The following is a 24435-nucleotide window of genomic DNA, read 5'->3' as shown; positions in this document are numbered from 1 at the left end:
CGTACGTGGGCAGGTCGGTGGAGAGTTGGACGTGTCGCACCTCCGCGTCCCGGATCGTGACGTAGCGCCCGCCCACGGTGAAGCTGCCGAAGTCGTCGAGAGTGAGTGGGACGTGGCTCGGCATGTCGGCGATCCTCCTCGCCCGTCGGAGAGCGTCCGCCTTCGGCCGAGGTGAGCGTGCTACTGGTGTCGCTCTCGATCATCACCCGCCGCTGACATCCTGCAGGTCGGCGCCCTTCACAGGCTGCTCACCATGCCCCCGTCGATCAGGACGTCGGCTCCCGTGATGTTGCCCGCCGTCTCGGAGGCGAGCATCAGCACGAGCTGGGCGACCTCGGCCGGGTGCGTGAAGCGTCCGGTCGGGGTGCCGGCCACGGCGGCCGCCTTGACCGCGGCGGGGTCCGAGCCGTGCGCCTGCCCGATCGTCTCGGCCACGCCCCCGGCTCCGAGCCAGAGCGCGGTCTCGACGGGGCCGGGGCTGACGGTGTTGACCCTGACCCCCGAGGGCCCCAACTCCTTCGAGAGCGACTTGCAGAAGCTGCGCAGCGCGGCCTTCGCGGCGCTGTAGTCGATGACGCCGGGGTCCGGCAGTGCGGCGTTGACGGAGCAGACGGTGACGATCGCCGACGGGGCGCGACGGACGAGGTGGGGGACGGCGGCGCGCGTCGCGCGGACCGCCGACATCAGGTTCACCTCGAGCGCCCACTGCCAGTCGGCGTCGGTGACGTGGACGAACCCGTCGGTGCGGGGGTGGACGCCACCGACGTTGTTGACCAGCAGGTCGATGCCACCGAAGCGCGCCACGGCCTCGTCGACGAGCGTCTGGGTGCCGGCCGCGGTCGTCAGGTCGTCGAGGACGACGATCATCTCGCTCTCGTCGGCGAGCGCACCCAGCTCCGCGGAGCCGTGCAGCGCCCCGGCGGCGACCTGGGCGCCCTCGCGGACGAGCGCCTGCGCGATCTCGAACCCGATGCCGCGGCTGGCGCCGGTCACCACCGCCGTCCGGCCGGTGAGGTCGAGCCTCATCGGACGTGCTCCTTCAGCCACGTCAGGCAGAACTCGGCGATCTCCGGCCACCCGGAGTCGATGATCAGGGAGTGCCCGCGGTCGGGGAAGGTGTGGATGTCGGTGACGGCCTCGGAGTGGCGGTACTGCTTCAGCGTCGAGCGCGTGACCGACTCGGGGACCGTGTGGTCCTTCCCGCTGGCGATCAACAGGAGCGGGCCGCGGTTCTCGTTGGCGGTGTCGATCTTCGCCGGGGAATGGGGATCGAAGTTCGCCGACGCCGCCTCGAAGAGGGGGCGCCCCGGCGCCGGGATCGTCCAGCGTGCGTGCAGCGCTCGCGACTCGTCCTCCGACACCGCGTTCGCGAACGCGAAACGGAACTGTTCCTCGGTCAGCGAGACCGCGCGGTGCCTGTTGGCGGGGTTCTTGAAGACCGGCAGGGTCGCCCGCAGCGCCGACAGCGGGACCGGGAGCACGCCCTTGATCTGCGCGGCGTCGATCGCGACGGCCGCGAGGGCGCGATCCTGCCCCAGGAGCTTCTGGGCGATCAGCCCGCCGAAGGAGTGCCCGACGAGGATCGGGGCGGACGGGAGCGTGTCGACGATCCCCGCAAAGTGGGCCACGACGTCGTCGATGCCGTGGTCGGCGATCGCGTCCGGGTCCTGTCGCGAGGCCTCGACGGTGTCGGCGTCGCCGGGCCAGCCCGGCGCCTGGGGGTCGTAGCCCGCCTCGCGGAACCGCTCGATCCACGGGTCCCAGGACGAGGCGTGCAGCCAGAGGCCATGGATGAAGAGCACGGGAGTGCCCACGGTCGTCTCCTCCGTCGGTGTTCAGGGCCTCGAACGCTAGGCACGACGACGACGGTGGGCTTCAGTCGCGACGACCGGTCACGTGCGGGTGCCGTGCCGCGCGCTAGCGTCGGATGACTGCCGATCGGGCGGGAACGAGCACGGCCGCGAGCTGACTGCGGCTGGTGACCCCGAGCTTCGGGAAGATCCGGTACAGGTGGGAGCCGACCGTGCGGTGGGACAGGAACAGCCGCTGGGCGATCTCCCGGTTGGACAGTCCCTCGGCCGCCAGTTCAGCGATCTGGGTCTCCTGCGGGGAGAGCTCCTCGCGCGGGCTCCTCGCCGGGCGCCATCCCCGCTCGCCGGTCGCCCGGAGCTCGCGGTCGGCCCGGTGGGCCCAGCTGTGGGCGCCGAGGGTGTCGAACGTGCTGCGGGCGGCGCGGAGCGGGGCGCGGGACTCGACGGTCCGCCGCTGCCGGCGCAGCCACGATCCGTGGGCGAGCTGGAGGCGGGCGCGGTGCCACGGGAGGTCGCGCCCGGCCCCGTCGAGGGCCGCTCCGAAGAGCTCCTCGGCCGAGGCGGGGTCGGCCAGGACTGCCCGTGTGTACTCCAGGGCGATCGTCGGTCCCGCCGTGGGAGCGCTGCCCGCCGACCGCTCCACCGCCTCGAGCAGGGCCGATGCCTGCTCGCGCCGCCCGGCGTGCACGGCCGCGTCTGCGAGGTAGCTCAGGGTCCAGAGCTGCTGGACCCGCTGGTGCGCCGGGTCGTTGCGCACGAAGACCCGGTGCAGCTCGTCGTAGGCCGGTTCGGGCCGCTCGGCGCCGAGTGCGGCGATGCCGCGGGCGAGCTGCACGCCGGCGAGCAGGGACGAGCTCGCGTTGGGCATCCGGCGGGCGGTGTCCTCGGCCTCGGTGAGCAGGGGGTGGCGGAGGTCCCAGTGGCCGCCCACGGCGTCGATCACGGCGACGGCGGCACGTGCGGTGGCGGCCCACACCGCCTGCCCGGTCTCGTCGGCGAGCCGCCAGGCCTCCTCGGCCGATCTCGACCCGTCGAACACGCCCAGGTTGATCTCGGCCCAGGCCCGGAGCGCGAGCGCCTCGGCCAGCAGGCCGAGCCGGCCGTCCGCCCGCAGCTGCTGGACGGGGGCGGACAGGAACGTGGTGGCGAGGCCGAAGTCGCCGACCCCGAACGCCGCGATGCCGAGCAGCCCGGCGAGATCCGGCCGACCGCCCGCGTCCGCCGGCCACTGCGTCAGGTGACCCACGATCTCCGGGCCGAGCGCGAGCGAGTCCGCGAGTCCGAGGACGGCGAGGACCCGGGGATCGCCGGCGGACAGGCGCACCTCGCGCGCGGCCCGGACGACGTCGTGGCGGACGCTCTCCCCGGGGTCGCGCCACCACACCCTCCGGGACGCGCCGAACAACAGCTGCATCGCGAGGTCGGCGTCGTCGTCCTCGGTGGCGCGCCGGGCGAGGTCGACCAGGTGACGGATCTCCGCGGGCTCGCTGGTCGACCCGTCGTGGAAGACCCCCTCGAGCCACGCCAGCCGTGACCGCTCGCGGGCCCGGACGACCATCCCCGAGACCCGCGCCGTGATCTGCTCCACCTGCACGAAGCGGCCCAGCTCGTAGCCGATCTCCGCGGCGCCGAGCAGGCGGGCGGCGCGGTCGCCGGGGTCGGGGCTCAGCGCTGCCGCCCGCTCCAGCCACGTGACCGCCGTGGACACCGCGCCACGGTGACGGGCCTCGGAGGCGGCGCGCTCGAGCCCGGCCGCGATCTGCTCGTCGGGCCCCGGAGCCGAGGCGGCCCGGTGCCAGATCGCGCGGTCCGGCTGCGCGGACAGGACGTCGGCGAGGGCCGCGTGCACGCGACGGCGGGTGGCGGGCGACATCGCCTGGCGCACCGCCGAGCCGACCAGGGGATGGGTGATCCGGTAGGTGTCGCCGACCACCGTCAGCAGCTCGAGCTGCGACGCCGGCGCCACCGCGGCGAGGTGGCCCGCGGCGGGGTGGAGCGTCGCGGCCGCGGCGAGCACGTCGGTGAGGTCCTCCCCGTCGTTCAGCGCGGCGACGTCGACGACGACCCGCGCGGCCTCGTCGAGGTCGCCGGCTCGCGCCAGGAAGGCGCGTTCCAGCCGCGTCGTCATCGGCAGCTCGTCGTCCGCCCCGGACCACCGGCCCGACTGCACGGCGACGGCGAACTCCAGGAGCGCGAGGGGATTGCCGTCGGCCTCGCGGAGGATCCGGTCGCGGAGCGCCGGAGTCAGGTCGGGAGCCTGCGCGGCGAGCAACGCCGTCGAGGCGGCTGTCGTCAGCCCCTGCACCTCGATCCACGTGATCGTCTCGTCGTCGGCGAACGGGAGGGATCCACTCCGGGCCGCGCACACCAGCGCGACCCGCTCACCCGCGATGCGGCGAGCGACGAAGGCGAGCACGTCGAGCGTGGGCTGATCCAGCAGGTGGAGGTCGTCGAGACACACGAGCACCGGCGCCTCGAGCGCCGCGTCGACGAGCAGTTCGAGGACGGCCAGGGACGTGAAGAACGGGTTGACCACGGGCGAGTCGCTCATCGCGAAACAGGCGAGCAGGGCGTCACGCTGGCGTTCGGGCAGCCGGTCCGCGCGTCCCAGCAACGGCCGGAGGAGCTGGTGCAGGCCGGCGAACGGCAGGTGCACCTCGGACTGGGCGCCCCGCGCGGCGAGCACGCGGAAGCCGTTCGATCGCGCGTGTGCGGCGACCCCGGCCTGCAGCGCGCTCTTCCCGACGCCGGGCTCACCCATCAGCCCGATCAATACGCCGCCGAGATGGGCCCCCTCCACCCGCTCCACCAGCGCCTGCAGCTCGTCCTCGCGCCCGACGAGTCGCAGGCCCGCGCCGGTGGTCACGCCGTGCAGCATCCAGGTCCACGAGTTCGGCCGTCCAGCGTGCTCCGCGGCGGAGACCTTGCCGCTCACCGAGTAGCCCGGCTAACTTCCCAGTCGACCGGGCACCGGCGCGCGGGGGTGGGTTGGATGCTGATCAAGAATCCGGCACGGCAGCTGGATTCCGGCTACCTGGACCGGACGCCCCTCTTCCAATTCGTGCTGCTGTCGCTGCTGTTCCCGATGTGGGGCGCCGCCGCCGGGCTGAACGACATCCTGATCACGCAGTTCAAGCACGTCTTCACGCTGTCCGACGCGGCGACGGCCTTCGTCCAGTCGGCGTTCTACGGCGGCTACTTCCTGATCGCCATCCCGGCGTCGCGCATCGTGCGGCGGACGTCCTACAAGGTCGGCGTCCTGATCGGCCTCGCCGTCTACATCATCGGGTGCGGGCTGTTCTTCCCGGCCAGTTCGTTCGCGACGTACGGCATGTTCCTGTTCGCCATCTTCGCCGTCGCGATCGGGCTGAGCTTCCTGGAGACCAGCGCGAACACCTACTCGTCGATGCTCGGCCCGCGCCCGACCTCGACGTTGCGGCTGAACATCTCGCAGACCTTCACCCCGGTCGGGAACCTGCTGGGCGTGATCCTCGGGAAGTACCTCATCTTCAGCACCGGGGACTCGATCCAGGCGCAGATGGACGCCGCACCGACGCCCGAGGCGAAGCTCGCGCTCGGCCAGGCCCTGCTGCAGAACACTCTGCTCCCCTACAAGTACATCCTGATCGTCCTGGTCTGCCTGCTCGTGCTGTTCCTGGTCACCGAGTACCCGCGGGGCAAGCCGACGGGCGAGGCCGCGGAACGGCCGGCCGGCCTGGCGGAGACCCTTCGCGTGCTCGGCCGCATCCCGCAGTACCGCAAGGGCATCGGCGCGCAGTTCCTCTACGTCGGTCTGCAGACGGCGGTGTGGTCGTTCACCATCCGGGTGGCGCTCGAGCTGTATCCCGGCATGAACGAGCGCCAGGCGACCAACTTCATGATCGTCGGCTTCTCCTGCTTCCTGGTCGGGAAGTTCGTCGCGAACGCCCTGATCGCGCGGTTCTCCGCCGCCCGGGTGCTGGTCGTCTACTGCGCCATCGGCGCGGTCCTGCTCCTGGGGGCGGCGTTCGGGCCGGCCGCGTCCGCGATCTGGTTGGTGATCGCGTCCAACCTGCTGATGGGACCGTGCTGGCCGACCATCTTCGGGCAGACCCTCGACACCATCCAGGACAAGCGCTACCAGGAGACCGGCGGCGCGATCCTGGTGATGGCGATCGTCGGCGGCGCCGTCGTGCCGGTGATCCAGGGCGCGGTGTCGGACGTCCTCGGGTCGCTCCAGAGGTCCTTCGTGGTCTCCGCCGTGTGCTTCCTCGGGATCCTGCTCTACTTCCGCAGCAACCTGCGCCACCACGTGTCCGACGACGCGCCGGACCCGGCCGTCGACCGGGCCGCCGCCTCCTAGCCGGAGGAGCGCTCTGGGGCCGGTGGGTCGCCCTCCGAGCTCGCGCGGCGGTCGAGGCGTATCTCCTCCGCGTCGAGGCCGGTCTGGACGTGGGTCAGCACGATGTCGTCGATGGCTCCTTCGTCGCGGAGTGCGACGACCGCGGCGCGCTTCTCGGCGAGCACCGCGGCCAGCAGGCGTTCGTACTCGTCGAGCTCGTCGGTCTGCCCCGCCGTCCCCGCCGCGTCGTCGTCCTGCGGGCGCTGCAGGTCGAGGTGACGGAGGCGCTCCTCGTACTCCGCGCGGACCCGGTCGTGGACCGAGTCGTGGACGCCCAGGTCCGCGGCGAGCTCCGGCAGCCGGTCGAGGCCGGCCTCGAGGGCGCGTCGGTGGGCGAGGTGCTCCTCGGCGGCGACGGCGGTGTCCTCGGGCAGCCGCGCGACGCGCAGGACCGCGGGCAGCGTGAGTCCCTGCACGAGCAGCGTCACCAGGATGACCCCGAAGGTGACGATGATGATCAGCTCACGGCCCGGGAAGGGCGTGCCGTCGGCCAGGGTGACGGGCACCGCGAGGGCGGCGGCGAGGGAGACCCCGCCGCGGAACCCCGACCAGGCGAGGGGCAGGCGCTGCCGGGCGCCGACCCGTCGTCGGCGCTGGCTCGGCCGGCGGTCGACGAGCCGGATGAGGTAAGGCGTGGTGTAGAGCCACGCCAACCGGGTGCCGATGACGGTGACCGCGACCAGCGCGGCGTCGAGGGTCGCGTCGCCGACCGAGTAGGTCCGCAGGCCGGCGAGCGCGGGGCGCAGCTGCATGCCCACCAGGACGAACAGGGCGCCGTTGAGCAGGAACGTGGTGACCTGCCAGAACGCGTGGGCCTGCATCCGGGTCCGGGCGGCGATGAGGCGCGGACCGACCCGGCTCACCGCCAGGCCGCACACCACCACGGCGAGCACGCCGGACGCGTGCACCTCCTCGGCGAGCAGGTAGGCCAGGAAGGGGCTGGTGACGCTGATGCCGTTCTCGACCACCGTGCCGTGGACGAGCCGACGCCCGAGGGTCGCGAGCCAGGCGACGAGCAGCCCGGCGACGATCCCACCGCCGTAGGAGAGCGCGAACTCGGCGAGCGCGCTGGGCCAGCTGAACGCCTGCTCACCCGTGGCCACGGACACCGCGATCGCGAAGATCACGAGCGCCGTGCCGTCGTTGACCAGGCTCTCGGCGCGCAGGATCGTCAGCTGCCGGCGCGGCATGGACCCGGCGACGGCTGCGGTGGCGGTGGCGTCGGTGGGGGCGACGACTGCGCCGAGCACCCACGCGACCGGCCACGACAGCCCGAACGCGTGACCGACCGCGGCGACCGTCGCGGCCGTCGCCACGACCAGCAGCACGGCGGCCAGGACGACGACGCGTAGGTTCGCGCGGATCTCCCGCAGCGACGTCGTCAGCGACTCCCAGTAGAGCAGCATCGGGAGGAACACGAGCAGGACGACCTCGGGCGGCAGGGTCGTCCCCGCGGTCCACGGCAGGAACCCGAGCGGCACGCCGCCGAGCAGCAGCACGACCGGTGCGGCGATCCGCAGGCGGTCGGCGAGCCAGCTGAAGGCCAGCACGGCCAGGAGCAGGACCACCAGCACCTGCAGCACGTGAGGGTCCTGCACGACGGGTCCGTCCTTCCGCGACGTCGGGTCCGTCACCCGATCGGCGCCGACGTCGGAGATGATCGGATTCCCGAGCACGGTAGGCGAGCACGCGCCCCGGGGGCACCCCGCCGTCGCGCAGGAGGCGGGGCGATCACTCGTCGCTGCTCGAGCAGTGGAAGCGGTCCCTGCTCGGCGACCGGGGCGGGGCGAGGCGCAGCATCGCGACGGCGTGGTCGAGGTCGAGCCACTCGTGCTCGGCGCCGAAGGCGATGACCTCCCGGGTGCGGGCCAGGTACCCGCGGAGTGCCTCGTGGGGGGCGTGGAACACGGCGCGCCCACCGGGCCACCGCAGCTCGATCTCGACGACCTTCCCCGGCACAGGCGTGTCGAGGGGGCGGAGGCGGACGTCGCCCTCGCCGGCCGCCTCGATCAGGCCCTGGGCGAGGAGCCCGCGCGAGAACCGCCACACGACCTCGCCGGAGTGGACGGTCTGGAACGCGAGCGAGACCGCGTAGGGGTCCTGCCCCGCGTAGCGCAGCTCGACCTGGGCGGGCACCGGAGGCCGGTGGGCGCGCACGAGCTCGAGGATGACGGGAACGCGCACGAGGATGTCGTGTCGCATCGCACGGCCTTTCGCAGCAAGGTCTGGTGGTCCGGTGGCGGGCGGTCCGTCGGGCCCGCAGCCGCTCGGGGGCTGGCGACGATCACGCGCGGGGCACGCGCCGCGGCAACCGCGCCGACCGGCGATGAGCCGCCCCCTCGTACGGCCCTTCGCCGGGCGGTGCCTCGACGACGAGGCCCCGCGCGTGATCGCCTGGGCCGGCCGACCCCGGGGCAGCGCACTACCTCGGAGCCGGACGACCGGTCCCTGGAGGCAGGCACGCACGGGCGGCCCTCGCCCGGACCGGCTCGCCCGCGCTGCGCTGTGCGCCGGTCACGACGACCGGACGAGCGCGCGGGAAGGCGTCACCTCACGGGCACGGGCCGATGGGCCTGCCTCGGAGAAACTGACCGAGACGTCCATCGCACGACCGCCACCCGCGCACCGCGGGACGGCGGACGTCGAGGCCTCAGTCGGGCCCGATGGCGACCTCGGGGAACCACCACGACGACCGGCGGCCACAGGCGACCAGCACGAGGCCGATCAGGATCGCCGGCAGGGCGAGCGGGTCGCCCATCATGCCGGTCGGGACGCTCGCGCCGGCGCCCGTCGAGGCGCCGGCCGTTCCGGCGGGGGCCGCCGGGGCGACGGGGTCCCAGGGAGCGGGCGCGCCGGGACGCCCGGGCTGGGACCCGGGACCCGCAGCGGCGTCGACCGTGAGCGACGCCGCGCCCGCCGAGCCAGGACCGGTCGGCCGCGTCGACGCGACCTCGCCGGAGAGCGGATCGTGGGCGGGCCCGGTGGGGAGGAGGAGGGGTGGCCCGGGTGTCGTGGCGGCCGGGAGCCGGTCCGCGGTCGTTCCTGGGGCGAGGGCGAGGGTGACGTCCGGGGGCGGCGTCGGCCCTGCGGTCCCGACGATCCCGTTCAGCACGGCCAGGCCGCCGAGCGCGCCCCGCGGGACGCCGAGGACGTCTTCGCCGAGCTCGCCCACCGTCCGGGTCAGCGCGGTGGTGGTGCCGGTCAGCCCGGTGACCGTGTCGACGAGGAGGCCACCGGTCCGGCCGATCAGCCCGGCCGGCTGGGTGAGGGTGCGCGGCAGGGCGACGACCGGGGCGAGCAGCGCCGACACGGCGGGTTCCGCGTGGGCCACCGTCGACGTCACCGTGGTCACGGGTGCGAGGACCGTGCGGAGTCCGGATGTGCTCAGGGCGGTCCCGAGGTCGATCGGGAGGGTCGACGCACGATCCACGATCGAGCCCGCGGACGAGGCGAGTGCCGGGATCGCGGCGGCCGTGGTGGCCCGGTCGACTGTCGTGTCGAGCGGCGCCAGGTGTGGCACGACCGCGTCAGGATCGACGACACGGGGCCGGGGAGCTGCGACCGGCGACGTCATACGCACCGCCGTCGCGGACGTGCCGGCCGCCACGCGGCGGAGTGGACCGGACGCGGTGTCGCCCGCGACCGCCGTGACCGGGGTCGCCTTCGTCGAGGTCGCCGTGGCCGAGATCGCCTTGGCCGCGGTCGCTTTGACGGACGTCGGTTTGACGGACGTCGCCTTGGCTACGACCGGCTTGGCTGTGGACGGTGTGGTCGGAGACGCCGTGGCCGAGGTCGCCTTGGCCGCGGTGGCCTTGACTGAGGTCGCCTTCGTCGACGTCGTCTTGGCTGCAGCCGGCTTGGCTGTGGACGCTTTGGTCGGAGTCGCCGTGGCCGAGGTCGTCTTGGCCGACGTGGTGCCGATGACCGCGTGGACCACGGAGCGCGTCGTGCCGGTCGAGTGGCCGCCGTCGGACGAACCCCCCTCTCCGGAGGCCGCGTGGGCAGGACCGGCGAGCACGAGACCGGCGAGGAAGAGGCCGGCCAGCAGCCCGGCGAGGAGCACGAGGCGGCGGAGGAGGCGGAGCGCGACCGGCTCCGAGTGGACGTCGTCGACGACTCCCACCCCCTCGACTCACCGGCGGCTCACGATCCGGAGGTCCGACGCGTTGAGTGACGGGTCCGGCGTCGTCGGGACGCCGGACATACACCCCAGGAAACGAGGAGTACCGCGAAGCGTGCGGGCGTCGAACCCAAGTGGTCGAGATCACACAAGTTCGCGGGAGAGCGGTGGCATCGGGCCGTACCCGTTGCTGCCGTTGGTGCACTGGTGGGCCGGATGCATCGGCGCGGGGAGATTTTGCCGGAGACGCGCCTCATCGACGACCCAGTCCCCTGAACGTTCTATTGCGGCCCTGGTCCCGCTCACTCAGAGTGAGAAGGGGGCATCGAGGGGGGACGACATGACCGTCGAGGACGGCGACCGACGCGACCTGCTCCTGACGAGGATCCAGGCGCGCCGCGAGAGCATCGCGCAGTTCGTGGCGGACCTGCGGCCGCGGGGCAACCGGCTGGCGAACCTCAGCATCGTCGCGAGCGCCCTCGGGGTGGTCCTGACCGCCGGGCCGGCGCTCGGCGGGCCGGGGTTCGCCGACGGCGTGCAGGCCGGGCTGTCGCTGCCGCGGAGCAGCCTGGTGTGGCAGGTGCTCTGCCTCGCCGCGCTGGTCGTCTCCGTGGTCTCGGCCGTCGCGGCGAACCTGGTGAAGCGCCAGGACGCCGTCGCCCGGATCAGCGCCGCCGAGGCGTGCGGGGCCGAGCTCGAGGGTCTGCAGACCGCGCTGGAGTTCGACCAGGTGACGCTGCCGGTGGCGGTCACGCTGTACCAGGACGCCATCACGAAGATCCCCTTCGTGCCCGAGCTGCCGCAGGAGCGCACCGGCCGCGTCGACCCCGCGCGGCCGAGCCGGGCGCTGGCCGCCGCGATCGCCGACGGCGGCGTCGGACATCCGTCGGCCGGAGCTCCGTAGCGCGTCGAGGGCGGGGGCTACCGGCGCGCGCCCGTGGACCCGCCCTGCCTCGCCGTCACGTGCGACGGCGTGTTGCGCGGGACGGAGCCGTGCGAGCTCGACCCGTGGTCCGTCGACCGGTGGTCGCTCGACCGCTGCACCTCGCGCCGAGGTGCTGCCGAGCGGTGCTCCGCGGCCCGACCCTCGGTCGCCCGACTTTCGGTCACCCGGTGCTCGGTCACCCGGTGCTCGGTCACCCGGTGCCCGGTGGTCGGCTGCTCGGTCGTCCGCTGCTCCGGCACTCGGTGCTCGACGGTCCGGTGCTCGACCGTCCGGTGCTCGACCGTCCGGCGCTGCGCGCTCTGCGAGCTCGAGGACCGCTGCTGCGGGATCGAGGGCGGGTGCGTCGCGGCGTGGGTCCGGGCGACCTGCAGGTCGCGGAAGTGGACCGTCGCGGGCTCCGCGATGCCCGCGTCGCGGTGCAGTCCCACCGTGAGGTGACTCTGCTGCCCGGGATAGAGCGTGCCGCCGCGTGGGTGGTGCTCGGTCAGGACCGGCTCGCCGTCCCGCCACGCGCTGACGTGGCCCTTGTCGGGGTTGGCGGAGAAGCACACCTGGAGTCCGACGCCGCACCACTGCCCGGCGCGGACCGGCCCCAGCGCGTGGTCGAACGCACGCCACCCACTGGGATGGCCCTCGCCGCCGTGCAGCACGAGGTGGCCGTCGCGCACCCACAGCTCCAGCGGGGCCGGGCCGGGCCCGTCGTTCTGCCACCGTGCGATCACCTGGCGACCCGTCCCGTGCACGGGGAAGTCGGGCCCGAGCCGCAGCAGGAAGGAGAGGTCGTGCTGGTCGCCCTCCGTCGCGGCGGGGAGGTCGGGCTCGAGCTCGCCGCGCTGTCCGCGGCCGGTGAGCTGCACCGACACCTCGCCGCCGGACACGAGTGGGGCCGCGGCGCCCACCGTGGTCCGGGCGGCGGGCCGGAAGCCCTGGTCGTCGGCGCGCCACACCGAGACCGGGGGCGCGGGTGCCGGGACGGCCGCCGGGGCGGCGGGGGCCGGAGCCGGCGCACCCGAGCCGGGCCGGGCGTCGGGCTTCGCGGGCGGTTCCCCGGCCCTCGACTCGGGGAGTGCGGCCTCCTGGAACCACGACGTCGACACTGCGGTGATCACCACGCCGGCCGCGAGGACCCCGACGGCGAGCACCGAGGCCGAGCGGGCCCGCGGCGAGCTCCGTCCCCGGCGGTGCGAGGTGGTGACCGCACCGGTCGCGAGCAGGGCCGCCTGCTGAGCGCGGGGCAGACCCGTCGAGCGATGGCGTCCCATGATCGTGTGCGCGGCCCCCAAGGTGCCGGTCGGCGTCCCTACAGCCTTCACAGCGTTGCCGGGTCGCTGCGCGTCCGAAACCGTTCGAGCGCGAGCTTGGTGCCGTGGGACCAGAGGATTGCGACACCTGCGCGCCCGACGACGCACGAACGCCCTGCCCCCGCGAGAGGGGACCGGGCTGAGGTCGGCCCGTCGAGCCTCCCTCCCTACCCCTGCGTCCGCACCCCCGCGAGCACGTGATCCACGACGGCGCCGGGCAGCTCCGGCGGCATCGGCCGGTGCGCGACGAGCCGCCGGTAGAAGAACGGGGCGGCGAGCAGGTCGACGACGAGCTCGGCGTCGAGGTCGTCGACGAGCTCGCCCCGCGCGCGCGCCGCGTCCAGCACCCGCAGGAGCGGCTCCCGTCGTCGGCGGGTCAGCTCCGCGTGCATCTCCCCGAGCGCGGGGTCGCGCTCCGCGGCGTCGGTGAACGCGGCCATGAGCTTCGGGAAGGGTGAGTCGGTGAACGAGGCCGCGAACGCCGTCAGGAGCGCGACCAGATCCGCGCGCAGGTCACCGGTGTCGACCTCCGGGACCGGGCGGAACTCGGCGTCCATCGCGTCGACGAGCAACGCCGAGGCCGTCGGCCAGTGCCGGTACACGGTGGCCTTGCTAGCGCCGGCCCGGCGGGCCACCGACTCGACGGTGAAACCCGGCATCCCATCGTCGGCGAGCACGTCCAGCGCGGCCCGCAGCACCCGCCGTCGGGCGTGCTCCCCCCGCCCGAGCGGCGCGCGAACGGACTCCGTCATCCGGTTCCCTCCCCGTCATCGAGGCGCTAGCGTATCGATGACAGCAACGAAACGCCCACGTATCGATCGAGGCTCCCGATGACGACCCCCCGCGCGCAGACGATGTCGAACCAGACGGCGGTCAACCGCGTCGTCCGCGCCCTGCTGCACGTGCCGCTGCTCAATCGCGTCGTCGGGCGGCGGCTGATGGTCATCGAGGTCGTCGGACGCAGGAGCGGCACCCGCTACGACGTCCCCGTCGCCTACACCCGCGACGGCGCGGACCTCCTGGTCGGGACGCCGTTCGCCTGGGGGCGCAACCTGCGCACCGGCGAGCCGGTGACGATCCTGCTCGCCGGGCGCCGCCGCACCGCCGACGTCGTCGCCCTCACCGACGAGCCCGGCGTCACCGAGGTCTACGCGACGATGTGCCGGGACAACCGCCAGTTCGCCGGCTTCAACCAGATCGGGCTGGACTCCCGCGGCGAGCCGGACCCGGCCGACCTGCACCTCGCCTGGGCCGGCGGCGCGCGGGCGTTCCGGCTGACGCCCCGCTAGCCCGTCACACCGCGGCGACCTCCGCGAGTCCCGTCAGGGCCGAGGGCAGCGGGCCCCGGTGCAGGACGCCGAGGCGCTGAGTGGCGCGCGTGAGGGCGACGTAGAGCTCGGCGGCCCCGCGCGGGCCGTCCTCGAGGATCCGTTCGGGCTCCACGACGAGGACGGCGTCGAACTCGAGCCCCTTGGTCGCCGACGGGAGCACCGCACCCGCCACGCCCGCCGGCCCGATCACCACGCTCGTCCCCTCGCGCCCGGCCTCGTCGCGCACGAACTCCTCGACGGCGTCGGGCAGTTCCTCGGCGGTGACGTGCCGGGACCACGGCCGGACCCCGCTCGCACGGACCGACTCCGGCGCCCGGACCTCGGGGGCGAACTCGGCGAGCAGCGCGGCGGCGACGGACATGATCTCCGCGGGCGTCCGGTAGTTCACCGTCAGGCCGCGGTAGACCCAGCGTCCGGGCACGTACGGCTCGAGCACCGCCGCCCACGACGTGGCCCCGGCCGGGGACCGGCGCTGGGCGAGGTCCCCGACGACCGTGAACGACCGGCCCGGGCAGCGGCGCATCAGCACCCGCCAGTCCATCTCCGACAGTTCCTGGGCCTCGTCGACGACGACGTGGCGGTAGGTCCAGTCCCGGTCCGCGGCCGCGCGTTCGGCGAGCTCGCGCGTGTCGTGCTCGCCGAACCGCTCGGCGAGGTCCTCGGCGTAGAGCAGGTCCTGCGCGGCCAGCCCGTAGTCCTCGTCCATCTCCTCGCGGTCCAGCGCCATGCCGTCCATGACGGCGGTGGCGAACTCGGCCTGCGCCGCGCGGTCCTGCTCGGCGGCCCGGTCGACCGCGCCCGCCGGGTCACGGCCCAGGAGGTCGACCAGCTCGTCGAGCAGCGGGACGTCGAACACCGTCCAGGCGGAGCCGACCGCTCGCCACAGCCTCGGGTCCGCGCCGGCCGCCCGCAGGCGTGCGCGGGAGGTGTAGAGCTCGGCGAGCACCGTCTCCGGCGCGAGGACGGGCCAGAGCGCGTCGAGCGCGGCGGTGAAGGCGTCGTCGTTCGCGAGTTCCCGGAGCAGCTCGGTGCGCAGCTGGTCCCAGGCCTTCCGGTCCTCCCGAGTGAGCCAGCCCCGGCCGATCCGGCCCATGGCGCGCTCGGTGAGGACGTACGTGACGATCTCGGTGAACACCGCCCGCGCCTCGTTGTGGGGGCGCCCGCTCGCGCGCGCCTCGTCCCGGGCCCACGCCGCGGTCTCGTCGTCGATCGACAGCCCGACGCCGCCCAGGGTGACCGGCAGCGGGTCCTCGGGCAGTCGTTGCCGGTCGGCGACGGCCGCCGCGAGGACGTCCAGCATCGCGAGGGAGCCCTTGAGCGCCCCGACGTCGGGCGGGTCCTCGGCGGTGACGTGGAGGCCCGGCACCAGGTCGCCCGTCGTCGCGAACACGACGTCGGACTCGCCGAGCGAGGGCAGCACGCGCCCGATGTGGTCGAGGAACGCCGGGTTGGGTCCGACGACGAGGACGCCGTGGCGCTCGATGCGCTCGCGCTGGGTGTAGAGCAGGTAGGCGACGCGGTGCAGCGCCACCACCGTCTTCCCGGTGCCCGGGCCGCCCTCGATCACGGTGACGCCCGGGTGGTCGAGCCGGATGATCTCGTCCTGCTCGGCCTGGATGGTCGCGACGATGTCGCGCATGCCCTCGCCGCGGGGGGCGTTGACGGCCGCGAGCAGCGCCTCGTCGCCCGGGTGGTCACCGGCGTCGGGGCGTCCCAACACCTCGTCGGTGAAGCCGGTCAGCCGTCGGCCGTGCGAGCGGAACTGGCGCCGCCGGCGCACCCCGTCGGGATGCGCGCCGGTCGCGACGTAGAACGCCCGCGACGCCGGGGCCCGCCAGTCGAGCAACAACGGCTCGTAGTCGTGCTCCTCGTCGAGGATCCCGATCCGGCCGATGTAGGCCCGTTCGCCGGTGAGCGAGTCCAGCCGGCCGAAGCACAGCCCGGTGTCCGCGACGTCGAGCCGGCGCATCTGCTTCGCCGACGCGCGGACCTGGACGTCGCGTTCCATCGGCGTCCCGCCGGTCCCGCGCAGCGCGGCGTCGTACTCGGACGTCACCCGTGCCCGTTCGGCGTCGAGCCGGACGTACAGGCCCGCGATGTACTCCGCCTCGGAACGCAGTTCCTCGTCGTATCCGCGCAACGGCACTCGGACCCCCAGGTCGGGTCGGAACTCGGCCGCGTGATGGTGCGGGACGACCGGGGTCTTGCCGCAAGCCCCGCGCCCCGCTATACGTTGAGTACGGCGGGACTCCTCGAGGGCCGGCGCCGCGTCAGCGTGACCGGCGAGGACGGCTGGCCGCCCCCGCCCGTGCGGCCGGTGCCGCCGAGGACCCCGGCCGACCACCGCCGCTGCGGCCGGTGCCACCACCGGGAGCGCCGCCACCACCACGGCCGCCCCGCCCGCCGCGGCGACGCGGACGGCCGGAGTCGGAGCCCGCACCCGGCCGCGACTCGGGCCGGGCCTGCGACCGGCCCTCGGACGCGGCGGGTCGCTCCTCGACGCGCACCCGCGGGGCCGCCTCGCCCACCAGCTCGGCGATCGCGTGCGCGCCCGGGCCGACCTCGGCGCTGCGGGGCCGGATGCCCGCCTTCCGGGTCATCTTCGCGACGTCGTCGCGCTGGTCGGGCGCCACGAGCGTGACGACGTCCCCGGTCGCGCCGGCACGCGCGGTGCGGCCCGAGCGGTGCATGTAGGCCTTGTGTTCCGACGGCGGGTCGACGTGCACGACGAGGGCGACGTCGTCGACGTGGATGCCGCGCGCGGCGATGTCGGTGGCCACCAGGACGCGGACCTCGCCGTCGCGGAAGGCCCCGAGGTTGCGGTCCCGCGCGCCCTGGCTGAGGTTGCCGTGCAGCTCGGCGGCGGGGATGCCCGCCGTCGTGAGCTGACGGGAGAGCCGGCGCGCCGAGTGCTTGGTGCGGGTGAAGAACATGGTCCGGCCGTGGCCGGCCGCGAGCTCCTGGACGACGGCGGTGCGGTCGTCCTTGCGCACGGTGAACACGTGGTGGGTCATGTCCGGCACGGGCTCGCTGGCCCGGTCGACGCTGTGGGTGACCGGGTCGTGCAGGAACTCCCGCACGATGCGGTCGACCTCGCCGTCGAGCGTCGCGGAGAACAGCAGGCGCTGCGAGTCCGCGGGCGTACGGCGCAGCAGGCGCCGGACGGCGGGGAGGAAGCCCAGGTCGGACATGTGGTCGGCCTCGTCGAGCACGGTGACCTCGACGCGGTCGAGGTCGACCAGGCCCTGGCCGATGAGGTCCTCGAGGCGTCCGGGGCAGGCGATGAGCAGGTCGACGCCGCGACGCAGCGCCTGCTCCTGCGGACGCTGGCCGACGCCGCCGTAGACGACGGTCTGCTCGAGGCCGAGGGCCTCGGTGATCGGGGCGAGCGCGTCGCGGACCTGGCCGGCGAGCTCGCGGGTCGGCAGCAGGACCAGGGCGCGGGGCTTCGAGCGCCGGGTCGGGGCGTCGCAGCGGGCCAGCGTCGCGAGCAGCGGCAGGCCGAACGCGAGGGTCTTGCCGCTCCCGGTGCGGCCGCGGCCGAGCACGTCCCGGCCGGCGAGGGCGTCGGGCACCGCCGCGGCCTGGATCGGCGTCGGGTCGGTGATGCCGAGTCCGGCGAGGACCTCGGCGACCGAGGGCGAGATGCCCAGCGCGGTGAACGGCAGGGGAAGGTCAGAGATGTGGAGTCACCTGGATCCGGGGAGGCCGCCCGGCGCGCTCCTCGAGAGCGACGGCCGGGGCGGGGGTACGCCGGAGCGGTGGCCCGACGTCGTTGCCCCCTCAGTGTGGCAGAGGCGCCCCTGGGCTCCCCGCCACCCGGGGCAAGATCACACGGCGGCCGGTGTCGATCCACGGGCGGACCGTTCGTGGAGGGGGCGGAAGGCGGCCCGCGAGAGTGCCGCCACGAGCCCCAGGAGCTGACCCCCGATGCCGACCTCAGCGCCCCTCGCCCGCCGCATGTCCGAACTCTTCGAGCCGATCTGCCTGGTCAACTTCTTCTGCGAGGAGCCGAACGAGGCGATGGCCGCGATCGGGCTGACCAACTACTGGGACGGCTACTTCGCCGGCCGCTCCGCGCCCCTGGGCCGGGTGCCCGCCGACGTCGTGCACGCGCTCTTCTACAGCTTCGCCGAGGGCGAGGCGGCCCGGCACCTCCCCCGCGTCTGGGACCGCGTCACTCCCGAGCAGGCGATGGCGGCCCGCGAGCGCGGCTGCGTCGCCGCGCTGCGGCGGATCCTCGGCGACCTCGCCGACTCCGCGGGCCTGGCGCGCGCGGCGGACCTGCTCACCCGGGCCGCGGTCAGCCCGCCGAGCGAGGGCCGGCCGATCTTCGCCGCCCTGCGCGCACAGCCGATCCCCGACGAGCCGGTGGCCCGGCTCTGGCACGCCGCGGACGTGCTCCGCGAGCACCGCGGGGACGGGCACGTCGCCGCGTGCATGGCCGAGGGGGTCGGCGGCACGGAGTCCCACGTGCTCAGCGCGCTGGACATGGGCATCCACCCCGCGGAGTCGTTCGGCCGGATCCACCACCTGCCGAGGACGCGGCTGGCGGCCGTCATGGACGGGCTGCGCGCCCGCGACCTGATCGACGCCTCGGGTCACTTCACCGAGGCCGGCCGGGCGGCCAAGGCACGGATCGAGGCCACCACCGACCGGCTCGCGGCCGCGCCCTACGACGGCCTGACCTCCGACGAACTGGACGAACTGATCGCGGTGCTCGAGCCCGTCGCCGCGGTCCTGGTGGCCTCGGGGCCGTCGTAGCCTCGTCGTGGCCCCGGACGCACTGACGTGCCCGGTGGGCTCCGGCCACGGTCCCCGCGGCCCTTGTCCGGCTCCCTCGACCGTGAGACTCTCTATGATCTAGAACACACCCGAGACGGTCCCCCGGCCCCCGGGACCTCCCTACCGACACGAGCATCGGATGAGGTCATGGGCGGCTGCGAACCTCGGAACTTCCAGCGACCGTGCCTCCTGCTCCTGCTCCAGGAGCGGCCCGCCCACGGTTACGACCTGGTGGAGCGTCTGCACGCCTCGTTCATCGACGACACCGACACGGGCGGGGTCTACCGCACCCTCCGGGCGCTGGAGCGCGAAGGGCTCGTCTGCTCGTCGTGGTGCGTGTCGACCGCGGGTCCGGCGCGCCGCACCTACGCGCTGACCCCGGCCGGACTGGAAGCGCTGCACCGGCAGATGGAGACGGTCGAGGTGACCCACCAGCTCCTCCACGACTTCCTCGACCGCTGCGGCCGGGCGCTGCACCCGATCACGGTCGCGTCGCGATGAGCCGTTCTCCCTGCGACGGTCCGGTCTGCATCACCTGCGCGGACACGGCGGTGCAGGTCACCGTCGTCGAACTGATCGAGCCCGATCTCGCGCGGGTCGACACGGGGGTGAGTACGGAGACGGTGAGCGTGGCGCTCGTCGATGCCGTGCCCGGCGACGTCGTGCTGGTGCACGCGGCGGAGGCGATCGCATCGCTGGGGCCCGCCGCCGCGGACCCGGCCGTCGCCGAGGTCGGCCCCGGGACTCCCGGTCCACCGTGACGCGGGTCGCCGGCCGGGTACGGGTACGGGTCCGGGTGCACGTGACCGGGATCGTGCAGGGCGTCGGGTTCCGGCCGTTCGTGCACGCGGTGGCGACGCGACTGGGGCTGGCCGGGTTCGTCGGCAACGACGAGGCGGGAGTGGTGCTCGAGGCCGAGGGTGACCCGTCCGCGGTGGACGCCCTCGTCGACGCCCTGGAGCGGCGGCCGCCGCCCCTCGCCGTCGTGGAGTCGGTGACCGTCGTACCCGAGCCGACCACCGGTGCGACCGGCTTCGGGATCGCCCCCAGTACCGCCGGGCACCGCGACGGCGCGATCCGCACCCTCGTGTCGGCCGACACCGCCACCTGCGACGCCTGCCTCGCCGAGATGGCCGACCCGGCCGCGCGCCGCTACCGGTACCCGTTCACCAACTGCACCGATTGCGGACCGCGGTTCACCATCGTCCGCGACGTGCCCTACGACCGGGCCGGCACGACGATGGCCGGGTTCGCGATGTGCGCGGCGTGCGTCGCGGAGTACGAGGACCCCGCCGACCGGCGCTTCCACGCGCAGCCGCTGTGCTGCCCGGCGTGCGGCCCGACCCTGCGTCTCGACGGGTCCGCCGTCGACCCGGTCGACCGGGCCATCCGCCGGCTGCGCGCGGGGGAGGTTCTCGCGGTCAAGGGGCTCGGCGGTTACCACCTCGCCGTCCGGGCCGACGACGAGGCGGCCGTGGCGCGGTTGCGCGCGGCCAAGCACCGCGAGGACAAGCCGTTCGCGGTCATGGTCGCCGATCCGGCCGCGGTCGCGTCGCTGGTGGTCGCCGACCCCGACGACGCGGCCCTGCTGACCTCGCGCCGCCGCCCGATCGTCCTGCTGCCGCGCCGGGCGGACGCGCGCGTGGCGGCCTCGGTGGCCCCCGCGACCGGAGAGCTCGGGGTGCTGCTGCCCTACACCCCGCTGCACCACCTGCTCCTCGCCGGGCTCGGGACTCCGATGGTGCTCACCAGCGGCAACGTCTCCGACGAGCCGATCGCGCACCGCGACGACGACGCCGCGGAGCGCCTCGCCCCACTCGCGGACGGCGTCCTCGCCCACGATCGCGCCATCCACACCCGGGTCGACGATTCCGTGCTCCGGACCGCGCGCGGCCGGCCGGTCCCGGTCCGCCGCGCCCGCGGGTACGCCCCGGAGCCGGTGCCCCTCACGTTCACGGTGGACCGGCCGGTGCTGGCCGTCGGCGGCGAGCAGAAGAACACCGTCGCCGTCGCGGCCGGACGGCGGGCGTTCCTCTCCGCCCACATCGGCGACCTGGAGAACCTGGCCACGCTGCGGGCCTTCACCGCGGCCGTCGAGCACCTCGGTCGGCTGTTCGCCGTCGACGCACAGGTGGTCGCGCACGACCTGCACCCCGAGTACCTGTCGACGAAGTACGCGCTCGACCGGGACGACCTCGAGCCGGTGGGCGTGCAGCACCACCACGCGCACGTCGCGTCGTGCCTGGCCGAGCACGGGTGGGGCGTCGACGACGGACCGGTCCTCGGCATCGCGTACGACGGCACGGGCTGGGGCCCCGACGGCACCGTCTGGGGCGGCGAGCTGCTGCTCGCCTCGCTGGGCGCGGCGCGTCGCGTCGGGCACCTCGAGACCGTCGGGCTGCCCGGTGGGGCGGCCGCGGTGCGGGCACCGTGGCGGATGGCGGCGGCCTGGCTGGGCCGCGCGGGCGCCGACCTCGCGGTGGCCCGTCGCCACGCCGACCGATGGGACGCGGTCGCGGCCCTCGCCGACTCCCCGGTGACGCTGCGGACCTCCAGCGCGGGGCGGCTCTTCGACGCGGTGGCCGCGCTGATCGGCGTCCGCGACACCACCACCTACGAGGGCCAGGCCGCGGTGGAGCTGGAGCAGCGGGTCGACCCCCAGGAACGGTCGGCCTATCCGGTCGGGGTCGACGGCGGGGTCGTCGCGGCCGGCGAGCTCGTGTCGGCCGTCGTCGAGGACCTGGGCCACGGAGTCGATCCGGGCCGGATCGCGGCCCGGTTCCACCTGGGCCTCGCCGACGCCACGGTGCGCGCGGCCGTCGCCGCGGCCGCCGAGCACGGCGTCGGCACGGCGGCCCTGTCCGGCGGGGTGTTCCTCAACGCGGTGCTGCTGGAACGGGTCCGTGCGGGGCTGGAGGCGCACGGGCTCCGGGTGCTGGTGCACGAGCGCGTCCCCTGCACCGACGGGGGGCTCGCCCTCGGTCAGGTCGCCGTGGCCGCATGCCGGCCCCCCACCAGGGAAGGAGAACCGTGCCCCGAGAGCTGACGGTGCAGGACGCGGTGGAGGCCTTCGCGCGGCGCCGGGCCCCCACCCGGGCGCTCGGCGGGGAGGCCGGGCGGATCGCGGCGGCGTGCCACGACATCGCCGTCCGCTTCCACCGGGGCGGCCGGCTGATCGCATTCGGCAACGGCGCTGCCGCCGCGGACGCCGCGCACCTCGCCGTCGAGTTCGTGCACCCGGTGACGGTGGGAAAGCGCGCCCTCCCCGCGATCTCGCTGGTGACCGACCCGGCCACCGTCACCGGGATCGCCCGCCGGTCCGGGTTCGACGACGTCTTCGCCGCCCAGCTGCGCTCCCAGGCCCGCCCCGGGGACATCGCCGTCGGCTTCTCGGTCGACGGGCGGTGTACCAACGTGGTCCGGGCGCTGCGCGAGGCGCACGACCGGCGGCTGCTGACCGTCGCGCTCGTCGGTGGCGACGGTGGACTCGTCGCGGCGTCGCCGGGCGTCGATCACCTGCTCTGCACCCGATCGTCCGATCCCGCGGTGGTGAAGGAGATGCACGTGACGACCTACCACGTGCTCTGGGAGCTGGCCCACGTCTTCCTCGAACAGCCGGCGGCGATGGGGGTGACGCCGTGAGCGGGATCGAGGCGCTCTACCCGTTCCTCTTCTCCTCGGACGACGATGACGACGGTGCCGCCGTGCGCGACCGGGTGTTCGAGGAGGTCCGGCGCTCCACCCGGGACAAGGCCGCGGAGATCGGCGCATTGCGGGAGCAGGTGCTCACCGACCAGGCCGACGCGCTCGTCGTGTGCGCCGCGGCGATGGCGCGCTCGTTCGCCGCGGGGGGCCGGCTGTTCACGTTCGGCAACGGCGGCAGCAGCACCGACGCCCAGGCCGTCGCCACGATGTTCGCCGCTCCCGAGCTGGCCGACGCCCCCGCGAGCGGCTTTCCGGCGACCGCCTTGACCGCGGACGTCGCCGTACTCACGGCCCTGTCCAACGACGTCTCCTTCGAAGTCGTCTTCGCGCGCCCCCTCGCGGCGGCGGGGCGTCGCGGCGACGTCGCCCTCGGGCTCTCCACCAGCGGGAACTCGGCGAACGTGGTGCGCGCGTTCGCCGAGGCGCGCCGGCTGGGCATGGTCACGATCGGGCTCGCCGGCTACGACGGGGGCCGGATGGCCGAGAGTGACACCATCGACCACCTCTTCGTCGTGCCGTCCGCCTCGGTCCACCGCATCCAGGAGGCGCAGACCACCGTCTACCAGGTGCTGGGCGAGCTGGTGTTCCGCGCACTCGCGTGACGGGAGACCGCACCCGACCCGCGGGTCAGCCGCCCTGGTCCCCCGGTCCGAGGTCGGGGCTCCCCTCGGTGACCGACGGCTGCGGCTCGACCCCGCGGGCCTCGTCACCGCTGCCGTAGGGCCGCCCGGAGGCGCCCTTGTGGCCCTCGCGGTCGGAGCCCCGCTTCTCCTCGGCCTTGCGCGCGATGTCCTCGGCGCGCTCGTTGATGCTCTCGCCCACCCCGAGGGGCGGCTGCGGGTTCGTGTCGGTGTCCTTCATCCCCGCGCGCTCCTCGGGGGAGGCCTCGCGCCCTTCTCCCGGGGGCGGGGCGTTGTCGGCGTCGAACGCCTTGTCGGCGCCCTTCTCGGCGTCCTTCATGATCGAGCTCCTTTGCCCTGGTCGGGGAAGTCAGCAGATGCGCGGCAGGGGATCGCCGACGAGCATGTCGACGATGCGGGTGCCGCCGAATGCGGTGCGCAGGAGCACCAGCCCGGGCGGGTCGTCCGCGACGTGCCCGATGACGGCGGCGCCGTCGCCGAGCGGGTGCGCCCGCAGCGCGGTCACCACCGCGTTGGCGCGGGAGCCGTCGACCACGGCGACCAGGCGGCCCTCGCAGGCGACGTAGAGCGGGTCGATCCCCAGGAGCTCGGACGCGCCGGTGACGACCTCGCGCACGGGCACCGACGCTTCGTCGACCACGACGGCGACCTGCGACGCGCCGGCGATCTCGTTGAGGATCGTGGCGACTCCGCCGCGGGTCGCGTCGCGCAACACCCGCACGCCGTCGCCGCCGGCGTCGAGCAGGCCCGCGGTCAACTCGTGCAGCGGGGCGGTGTCGGAGACCAGGTCGGCCTCGATGTCGAGCTCACCGCGGGCGAGCATGATCGTGATGCCGTGGTCGCCGAGCGGTCCGGAGACGATCACGGCGTCGCCGGGGCGGGCGGCGGTGGCGCTCAGCGTCACCGGCCTCTCGAGGACGCCGACCCCGGCGGTGGTGATGAAGCAGCCGTCGGCCTTGCCCCGCGGGACGACCTTCGTGTCCCCGGTGACGATCTGGACGCCTGCCGCCGCGGCGGCGCGCGCCATCGAGTCGGCGATCCGCCGGAGGTCGGCGACCGGGAAGCCCTCCTCGAGGATGAACCCCGCCGAGAGGTGCAACGGCCGGGCGCCGCACATCGCGAGGTCGTTGACCGTCCCGTTGACGGCGAGGTCGCCGATGTCCCCGCCGGGGAAGAACAGTGGCGAGACCACGTAGGAGTCCGTGGTGAAGGCCAGTCGGGCCCCGCCCACCTCCAGGGACGCCCCGTCCTCGAGCTGCTCGAGGACCGGGTTGCGGAAGGCCTCGACGAACACCGCGTCGATGAGGGTGTGGGTGGCCTTGCCCCCGGCCCCGTGGGCGAGGGTGACGCGCTCCTCCCGCACCCGCGGCTTGCGCCGCCGCGCCCGCTCGATGCGCTCGAGGACCTGCTCCTC

Annotated in this window: 22 protein-coding genes; 10 read left to right on the top strand and 12 right to left on the bottom strand. The window is 74.5% G+C overall.

Annotation, left to right across the window (positions count from 1 at the left end; translation table 11 throughout):
* Nucleotides 1–237 precede the first annotated feature (237 nt).
* The 3 genes from AC0CYZ_RS14490 to AC0CYZ_RS14480 form a co-directional block, all read right to left on the bottom strand.
* Entirely contained in the window at nucleotides 238–1026 is a 789-nt protein-coding gene (locus tag AC0CYZ_RS14490; RefSeq protein WP_472216477.1) for an SDR family NAD(P)-dependent oxidoreductase, read from the bottom strand.
* Nucleotides 1023–1814, bottom strand: a complete 792-nt coding sequence (locus AC0CYZ_RS14485) for an alpha/beta hydrolase (protein WP_472216475.1) — start codon at nucleotides 1812–1814, stop codon at nucleotides 1023–1025. Before AC0CYZ_RS14485 ends, AC0CYZ_RS14490 begins: the two co-directional genes overlap by 4 nt.
* A 103-nt stretch (nucleotides 1815–1917) precedes the next feature.
* On the bottom strand, nucleotides 1918–4677 hold the full coding sequence (locus tag AC0CYZ_RS14480; RefSeq protein ID WP_472216473.1) for an ATP-binding protein: 2760 nt from the start codon (nucleotides 4675–4677) through the stop codon (nucleotides 1918–1920).
* 126 nt (nucleotides 4678–4803) lie between these two features.
* Between AC0CYZ_RS14480 and fucP the strand changes: the two genes are divergently transcribed.
* Nucleotides 4804–6153, top strand: coding sequence for an L-fucose:H+ symporter permease (fucP, locus tag AC0CYZ_RS14475; protein ID WP_472216472.1), 1350 nt, complete (start codon nucleotides 4804–4806; stop codon nucleotides 6151–6153).
* On the opposite strand, the gene AC0CYZ_RS14470 is transcribed toward fucP, so the two are convergent.
* The 3 genes from AC0CYZ_RS14470 to AC0CYZ_RS14460 all read right to left on the bottom strand — a co-directional run bounded on the left by AC0CYZ_RS14470 (nucleotide 6150) and on the right by AC0CYZ_RS14460 (nucleotide 9544).
* Entirely contained in the window at nucleotides 6150–7790 is a 1641-nt protein-coding gene (locus AC0CYZ_RS14470; protein ID WP_472216471.1) for a Na+/H+ antiporter, read from the bottom strand. The genes fucP and AC0CYZ_RS14470 overlap by 4 nt on opposite strands.
* Nucleotides 7791–7923: 133 nt before the next feature.
* Nucleotides 7924–8376, bottom strand: coding sequence for an SsgA family sporulation/cell division regulator (locus tag AC0CYZ_RS14465; RefSeq protein ID WP_472216469.1), 453 nt, complete (start codon nucleotides 8374–8376; stop codon nucleotides 7924–7926).
* 466 nt (nucleotides 8377–8842) lie between these two features.
* The gene (locus tag AC0CYZ_RS14460; protein ID WP_472216467.1) at nucleotides 8843–9544 is read right to left on the bottom strand and encodes a hypothetical protein; all 702 of its coding nucleotides are present in this window, start codon (nucleotides 9542–9544) and stop codon (nucleotides 8843–8845) included.
* Between the two features lie 645 nt (nucleotides 9545–10189).
* Between AC0CYZ_RS14460 and AC0CYZ_RS14455 the strand changes: the two genes are divergently transcribed.
* Nucleotides 10190–10366, top strand: coding sequence for a hypothetical protein (locus tag AC0CYZ_RS14455; RefSeq protein ID WP_472216465.1), 177 nt, complete (start codon nucleotides 10190–10192; stop codon nucleotides 10364–10366).
* 286 nt (nucleotides 10367–10652) lie between these two features.
* Complete coding sequence (locus AC0CYZ_RS14450) at nucleotides 10653–11216, top strand: hypothetical protein (protein ID WP_472216463.1); 564 nt, start codon at nucleotides 10653–10655, stop codon at nucleotides 11214–11216.
* 17 nt (nucleotides 11217–11233) lie between these two features.
* Here AC0CYZ_RS14450 and AC0CYZ_RS14445 read toward each other — a convergent pair whose 3' ends face one another.
* Together AC0CYZ_RS14445 and AC0CYZ_RS14440 are read right to left on the bottom strand one after the other, a co-directional pair.
* Nucleotides 11234–12520 carry a heparin lyase I family protein gene (locus AC0CYZ_RS14445; protein ID WP_472216461.1) on the bottom strand — a complete coding sequence of 429 codons (1287 nt, stop codon included), beginning with the start codon at nucleotides 12518–12520 and terminating at the stop codon, nucleotides 11234–11236.
* Nucleotides 12521–12726: 206 nt separating this feature from the next.
* Complete coding sequence (locus AC0CYZ_RS14440; protein WP_472216459.1) at nucleotides 12727–13311, bottom strand: TetR/AcrR family transcriptional regulator; 585 nt, start codon at nucleotides 13309–13311, stop codon at nucleotides 12727–12729.
* Nucleotides 13312–13389: 78 nt separating this feature from the next.
* On the opposite strand from AC0CYZ_RS14440, the gene AC0CYZ_RS14435 reads away from it, so the two are divergent.
* Entirely contained in the window at nucleotides 13390–13848 is a 459-nt protein-coding gene (locus AC0CYZ_RS14435) for a PNPOx family protein (RefSeq protein ID WP_472216457.1), read from the top strand.
* 4 nt (nucleotides 13849–13852) lie between these two features.
* Here AC0CYZ_RS14435 and helR read toward each other — a convergent pair whose 3' ends face one another.
* Together helR and AC0CYZ_RS14425 are read right to left on the bottom strand one after the other, a co-directional pair.
* A complete protein-coding gene (helR, locus tag AC0CYZ_RS14430; protein ID WP_472216455.1) occupies nucleotides 13853–16036 on the bottom strand; it encodes an RNA polymerase recycling motor ATPase HelR in 2184 nt (727 codons plus the stop codon).
* A gap of 124 nt (nucleotides 16037–16160) precedes the next feature.
* Nucleotides 16161–17465: a DEAD/DEAH box helicase gene (locus AC0CYZ_RS14425; protein WP_472216453.1), complete on the bottom strand. Its 1305-nt coding sequence runs from the start codon at nucleotides 17463–17465 to the stop codon at nucleotides 16161–16163.
* A gap of 355 nt (nucleotides 17466–17820) precedes the next feature.
* Here AC0CYZ_RS14425 and AC0CYZ_RS14420 point away from each other — a divergent pair, with 355 nt between their 5' ends.
* The 6 genes from AC0CYZ_RS14420 to AC0CYZ_RS14395 all read left to right on the top strand — a co-directional run bounded on the left by AC0CYZ_RS14420 (nucleotide 17821) and on the right by AC0CYZ_RS14395 (nucleotide 22982).
* Complete coding sequence (locus AC0CYZ_RS14420; RefSeq protein WP_472216451.1) at nucleotides 17821–18654, top strand: SCO6745 family protein; 834 nt, start codon at nucleotides 17821–17823, stop codon at nucleotides 18652–18654.
* A gap of 168 nt (nucleotides 18655–18822) precedes the next feature.
* Nucleotides 18823–19176: a PadR family transcriptional regulator gene (locus AC0CYZ_RS14415; protein WP_472216449.1), complete on the top strand. Its 354-nt coding sequence runs from the start codon at nucleotides 18823–18825 to the stop codon at nucleotides 19174–19176.
* Nucleotides 19173–19436 carry a HypC/HybG/HupF family hydrogenase formation chaperone gene (locus AC0CYZ_RS14410; RefSeq protein ID WP_472216447.1) on the top strand — a complete coding sequence of 88 codons (264 nt, stop codon included), beginning with the start codon at nucleotides 19173–19175 and terminating at the stop codon, nucleotides 19434–19436. Before AC0CYZ_RS14415 ends, AC0CYZ_RS14410 begins: the two co-directional genes overlap by 4 nt.
* A 35-nt stretch (nucleotides 19437–19471) precedes the next feature.
* The gene (gene hypF / locus AC0CYZ_RS14405; protein WP_472216479.1) at nucleotides 19472–21721 is read left to right on the top strand and encodes a carbamoyltransferase HypF; all 2250 of its coding nucleotides are present in this window, start codon (nucleotides 19472–19474) and stop codon (nucleotides 21719–21721) included.
* The gene (locus tag AC0CYZ_RS14400; RefSeq protein ID WP_472216445.1) at nucleotides 21706–22317 is read left to right on the top strand and encodes a D-sedoheptulose-7-phosphate isomerase; all 612 of its coding nucleotides are present in this window, start codon (nucleotides 21706–21708) and stop codon (nucleotides 22315–22317) included. Before hypF ends, AC0CYZ_RS14400 begins: the two co-directional genes overlap by 16 nt.
* Complete coding sequence (locus AC0CYZ_RS14395) at nucleotides 22314–22982, top strand: D-sedoheptulose-7-phosphate isomerase (RefSeq protein ID WP_472216443.1); 669 nt, start codon at nucleotides 22314–22316, stop codon at nucleotides 22980–22982. Before AC0CYZ_RS14400 ends, AC0CYZ_RS14395 begins: the two co-directional genes overlap by 4 nt.
* Nucleotides 22983–23007: 25 nt before the next feature.
* On the opposite strand, the gene AC0CYZ_RS14390 is transcribed toward AC0CYZ_RS14395, so the two are convergent.
* Nucleotides 23008–23340: a hypothetical protein gene (locus tag AC0CYZ_RS14390; protein WP_472216441.1), complete on the bottom strand. Its 333-nt coding sequence runs from the start codon at nucleotides 23338–23340 to the stop codon at nucleotides 23008–23010.
* Nucleotides 23341–23370: 30 nt separating this feature from the next.
* Nucleotides 23371–24435 (bottom strand): hydrogenase expression/formation protein HypE (gene hypE, locus AC0CYZ_RS14385; RefSeq protein ID WP_472216439.1); only part of this gene is annotated, 1065 nt, incomplete at its 5' end.

It is taken from the genome of Actinomycetospora sp. (assembly GCF_055612215.1).
Note: the sequence above shows the minus strand (reverse complement) of the source record. Positions and strands in the feature narration are given on the sequence as shown.

What these genes read in the sequence shown, in the direction of transcription:
- AC0CYZ_RS14490 (WP_472216477.1), bottom strand. Translation starts at nt 1,026, where the DNA reads ATGAGGCTCGACCTCACCGGCCGGACGGCGGTGGTGACCGGCGCCAGC.
- fucP (WP_472216472.1), top strand. Translation starts at nt 4,804, where the DNA reads ATGCTGATCAAGAATCCGGCACGGCAGCTGGATTCCGGCTACCTGGAC.
- AC0CYZ_RS14450 (WP_472216463.1), top strand. Translation starts at nt 10,653, where the DNA reads ATGACCGTCGAGGACGGCGACCGACGCGACCTGCTCCTGACGAGGATC.
- AC0CYZ_RS14445 (WP_472216461.1), bottom strand. Translation starts at nt 12,520, where the DNA reads ATGGGACGCCATCGCTCGACGGGTCTGCCCCGCGCTCAGCAGGCGGCC.
- AC0CYZ_RS14440 (WP_472216459.1), bottom strand. Translation starts at nt 13,311, where the DNA reads ATGACGGAGTCCGTTCGCGCGCCGCTCGGGCGGGGGGAGCACGCCCGA.
- AC0CYZ_RS14435 (WP_472216457.1), top strand. Translation starts at nt 13,390, where the DNA reads ATGACGACCCCCCGCGCGCAGACGATGTCGAACCAGACGGCGGTCAAC.
- AC0CYZ_RS14420 (WP_472216451.1), top strand. Translation starts at nt 17,821, where the DNA reads ATGCCGACCTCAGCGCCCCTCGCCCGCCGCATGTCCGAACTCTTCGAG.
- AC0CYZ_RS14415 (WP_472216449.1), top strand. Translation starts at nt 18,823, where the DNA reads ATGGGCGGCTGCGAACCTCGGAACTTCCAGCGACCGTGCCTCCTGCTC.
- AC0CYZ_RS14410 (WP_472216447.1), top strand. Translation starts at nt 19,173, where the DNA reads ATGAGCCGTTCTCCCTGCGACGGTCCGGTCTGCATCACCTGCGCGGAC.
- AC0CYZ_RS14390 (WP_472216441.1), bottom strand. Translation starts at nt 23,340, where the DNA reads ATGAAGGACGCCGAGAAGGGCGCCGACAAGGCGTTCGACGCCGACAAC.